The sequence below is a fragment of the Plesiomonas sp. genome (assembly GCF_051650925.1).
Classification (GTDB): Bacteria; Pseudomonadota; Gammaproteobacteria; order Enterobacterales; family CAMTGL01; genus Plesiomonas.
In genome coordinates this window covers 1-4,499 of record NZ_JBOFRH010000193.1, presented here as the reverse complement: position 1 = coordinate 4,499, position 4,499 = coordinate 1, and the positions used below count along the sequence as shown (strand labels likewise).

Genomic DNA, 4,499 nt, shown 5'->3' with positions numbered 1-4,499 from the left:
ATATTGAGCTAAACGTGGTGGTGGCCCGTTCTGTACTGGAAAAACTGGGCCATTCGCTGGATGTGGCCATGACTGGCGAGCAGGCTTTACAGCTGTATCAGCCAGATAAATACAATCTGGTGTTACTTGATATTCAGCTCCCCGATATGACTGGCTTTGATATCGCCTGCCATTTGCGTGAGCGCTACAGCGCCTTACCACCACTGGTTGCCCTGACTGCTAACGTATTGAAAGATAAGAGTGAATATCTTGCCAGAGGTATGGATGATGCGTTAAGCAAACCGTTATCAGTCAAAGCGTTGCAAGCCATGCTTACCCGCCAACTGCCAGTAGCTAAAGTGAGCAATGAGCTCACGGCCACTGCCAATAACCCGATAGAGCAAGAGCCGGTCGATCAAGAACGCCATCTGAATACTGAGATGCTAGGGCAGTATCTTGAGCTGGTTGGGCCGGCATTGATGCTCAATAACGTTGATTTATTTGAGAAAATGCTGCCTGAGTACCTGGCTATTCTTGACTCTAACATGACTGCCCGCGATCAAGACGGGATCGTTTCGGAAGCACACAAGATCAAAGGGGCAGCCGGCTCTATCGGTTTAAAATATATTCAGCAGCTGGCACAGCAAGCGCAGTCACCGGATCTTCCGGCATGGTGGGATAATGTGGATGATTGGGTTGACGAAATCCATCGTGGTTGGCGTACCGATGTTGCGCTATTACGTCAGTGGATCAACACCCACGCAACCCACTCATAGCGCATAGTTAATAGTCTAAAAATCAGGTATAAAAAAAGGCGCACTCTGCGCCTTTTTTATACGGTTTATCACGTTACTGATTACAGGAAACTGAAAGAATTACTCTTCAAGTTCGCCGCAAAAACGATAACCTTCACCGTGAATAGTTGCGATAATCTCTGGCGTATCAGCAACCGACTCAAAATGCTTACGGATACGACGAATGGTAACGTCAACCGTACGATCATGCGGTTTCAGCTCACGACCGGTCATTTTTTTCAGCAACTCAGCACGCGACTGGATTTTGCCTGGATTTTCGCAGAAATGCAGCATCGCACGGAATTCACTGCGCGGTAACTTAAACTGCTCACCTGCTGGGCTAACCAGTGAACGGCTGTTGATGTCTAACGTCCAACCATTAAAGCAGTACTCTTCAACCAGACGACGCTCTTCTGTACCGCTACCGATATTCATTGTACGGGACAACAAATTACGTGCACGGATAGTCAGCTCACGCGGGTTGAATGGCTTGGTAATGTAGTCATCTGCGCCGATTTCCAGACCCAGAATTTTATCCACTTCATTATCACGGCCGGTCAAAAACATCAGCGCAATATTTGCTTGCTCGCGCAGTTCACGCGCCAGCAACAGGCCATTTTTGCCTGGCAAATTAATATCCATGATAACCAAGCTGATATCATGATCAGACAACATCTGGTGCATTTCGGTGCCGTCATTGGCTTCGTGAACCATGTAGCCTTCGGCTTCGAAAATACTTTTCAGCGTGTTGCGTGTAACCAGTTCGTCTTCGACGATCAAAATGTGCGGGGTTTGCATGTATGCTACCTAAGACAATGACAAAAATATGAATCTTGTTGTGTAAGATTATGCACTAAACATTACTCTGACTAATGCTTACTCTTCATGGGTAGTGCACAGAAATTAACTTATAATTCAGCTGCTTGTGCTTTCCTTAGGCGCGATGTTGGCACATTTACCTACGCAGAACACCGCAGATGTCGTCAATGACTAATGGCAGGAAATATTTTATATACGTAACATTCTATCTGTGTAACAGCATTATAACAATGCGCTATGCTCGACTAGCGAAAATAATATAAACTTGCTTGATATATATCAAAGTTTGCTAACCTTGCCAATCTTAGCCTAAAACGCATATAAAATATCACCATTTATCAATAATTTGTTTATCAATGTGTGCGGAATTCATGCTAATTATTAACAACAGACACACTCTTTACTGATTGATTCCCTCTGGCAGTTGTAACGTGTTTATTATCTGTCCGTTAGTGGATTTATGTACTATCGTTATTAGGTCGAATAATTAAGTAACTGTTTGAATTTAATAAAAAGGATCGAGCCATGCTGGATTTACTGCCTGATTTGTGTGATTGCTACGCAGAGTCACTGACGGTGTTACCACCGTTATTCCGCAATTTTGGTGGGAAGCCCATTTTCTATGGTTCAGTGGTCACCGTTCGTTGCCCCGAAGATAACTCATTGGTGCGGGAAATTGTCGCCCAACCTGGACATGGGCAGATTTTGGTGGTCGATGGCGCAGGATCGCTGCGACGCGCACTGCTTGGCGATCAATTGGCACACAAAGCACAACACAATGGCTGGGCGGGTATCGTAGTTTTCGGCGCGGTACGTGATGTTGGTGAGCTAGCACAGATGCCGCTTGGCATTCAGGCTCTCGGCGCTTGCCCAATGAAAACTGACAAGCGTGGGCTGGGTGAACACGGGATCAGTGTCGATATTCAGGGGATTAGAATTCACCCGGGCGACTGGTTGTATGCCGATCTAAACGGTATTGCCATTTCAAAAACCGAACTGGATCTAGCACAGCTGTAATCAGCAGTGCTCTACACATATTCCCAAAAACCAAAACAGCAAAAAGCCATGGCATTAAAAATCAACGCCCAAACCTAATCCAAGCTGGATGTCTGACACATTTTCTGATTTTTGCAGATTCATACCGGCTTTAATATCCATGGCCTGATTTAACTGCATGGCACTGCCAAAACCAATCGCAGCTTGGTAGGCATCACGGTTGGCTGAAGGGCGTGCTGCCGACTGGTTTTGCCAACTGACGGCGCTCTCTAGCCGTAGTGATTGTGTCAGCTGATAACTGACACCGCTAAGAATACCCTGATGCCGTTTACCAGTATTGATTGATGGGGCTGAGAGCTGATTGGCCACAAAAACCTGCCAGTGTGAGTTCATCTCAACCTCAACCCCGCTGGAGATATGCCACTCATCAAACGAGGTCAGCTCATTACCTGAATCAAAGTAGGGGCGAGTTTTAAAATCACTCAGCGATAATGCCGAAGCCGGAAAGCTCATCACAACGCTTATCAATACTGCGGCCAGTAACGGCATCACCACCGCACTGATCTGCTGATAGCTGGCGACATAACCTTTAACGGTGTCAATATCCCACCCAAACCCTGAAACTGAAGGCATAATCCAAATCCTTCTGAAAGCCACTGAAATACCATGCTTGCAACACACGCTGTTTCAGTATGTGTCATAACCGTTACTTTTTCCTGACACCGGCTTCTATTTTTTAATCAAACCGCTGTTACAGCATAATTTCACGCTACTTTTAAATCAGTTTCGCGAAAATCGGAGTTTACGGTGATACGGAAACACATCCTCAATATGACCCTGCTCTATTTTTTGCTGTAAATCACGCCAATAACGGGCTTCAAACAGATCACCATGTAACTCTTCAAATACCCGTTTTACCTGCGGGTTGATGCAAAGAAACGTACGAAACTCTTCAGGGAAAATATCCAGCGGCCCGACGCTGTACCAAGGTTCAGCGGCCATTTCATCTTCTAAATTTCGCGGTGCGGGAATATCGCGGAAATTCATCTCGGTCATGTAATTAATCTCATCATAGTCATAAAACACCACCCGACCATGACGTGTTACCCCAAAGTTTTTAAACAGCATGTCACCGGGGAAAATATTAGCCGCGGCCAACTGCTTAATGGCGCTGCCATACTCATCAAGCACCTGACGCAACTGCGCTTCATCGGCCTGCTCAAGGTAAATATTGAGCGGAGTCATTCGCCGCTCCATATACAGGTGACGGATGATCAGCTCATCACCGTTCTCTTCCAGCATTGAGGGGGCTTCACGGCGCAGTTCATCAAGCAATTCAGCGCAAACCCGTTGCCGTGGCAGCACAAAGTTCTCGTACTCTTGGGTATCGGCCATACGCCCGACCCGATCATGCTCTTTTACCAGCCGATATTTGCTCTTTACCGTTTCACGAGTCATCTCTTTTTGCGGCGCAAAACGGTCTTTAATCACTTTAAAAACCGTATCATAAGAGGGAAGTGTGAAAACCAACATCACCATGCCTTTGATCCCAGGAGCAATAATAAAAGGATCATCAGAACAGTCTAAGTGGCGCAGGTATTCACGATAAAACTCAGTTTTCCCGTGTTTTTGGCAACCAATCGCCGTATATAACTCAGCCTGAGTTTTGGCCGGTAAAACGGTTTGCAGCCAGCGAACCACCGCCGAAGGCACGGGTGCATGCACCATGAAATAGGAGCGCGCAAACCCAAATACGATACTGATATCGTCAAATTCGGTTAAGCAGGTATCGACAAAGATCCCGCCCTGCTGATTGTGGTGAATAGGCAGTACAAAAGGCGCATAGCATTGATTGGGTAAATTAATTCGCCCGATTAAATAGGCAGCTTTATTGCGAAAAAAAGGCTCACG

The 4,499-nt window shown here is 46.2% G+C and carries 5 protein-coding genes; 2 read left to right on the top strand and 3 right to left on the bottom strand.

From position 1 onward, the window contains the following. On the top strand, positions 1-755 hold a 755-nt coding region (locus tag ACRC27_RS04740), incomplete at its 5' end, for a response regulator (protein ID WP_438639305.1). A gap of 99 nt (positions 756-854) precedes the next feature. Here the strand turns inward: ACRC27_RS04740 and arcA are convergent. Then, positions 855-1,571, bottom strand: coding sequence for a two-component system response regulator ArcA (arcA, locus tag ACRC27_RS04735; protein ID WP_438623512.1), 717 nt, complete (start codon positions 1,569-1,571; stop codon positions 855-857). A gap of 546 nt (positions 1,572-2,117) precedes the next feature. Between arcA and ACRC27_RS04730 the strand changes: the two genes are divergently transcribed. Continuing rightward, positions 2,118-2,609 carry a putative 4-hydroxy-4-methyl-2-oxoglutarate aldolase gene (locus ACRC27_RS04730; RefSeq protein WP_438623511.1) on the top strand — a complete coding sequence of 164 codons (492 nt, stop codon included), beginning with the start codon at positions 2,118-2,120 and terminating at the stop codon, positions 2,607-2,609. Positions 2,610-2,663: 54 nt separating this feature from the next. On the opposite strand, the gene ACRC27_RS04725 is transcribed toward ACRC27_RS04730, so the two are convergent. Both ACRC27_RS04725 and aceK read right to left on the bottom strand, forming a co-directional pair. After that, positions 2,664-3,221 (bottom strand): hypothetical protein, encoded by a 558-nt coding sequence (locus ACRC27_RS04725; RefSeq protein WP_438623510.1) that lies wholly within the window; start codon positions 3,219-3,221, stop codon positions 2,664-2,666. A 147-nt stretch (positions 3,222-3,368) separates the two neighbouring features. Beyond that, positions 3,369-4,499 (bottom strand): bifunctional isocitrate dehydrogenase kinase/phosphatase (gene aceK, locus ACRC27_RS04720; RefSeq protein WP_438639304.1); only part of this gene is annotated, 1,131 nt, incomplete at its 5' end.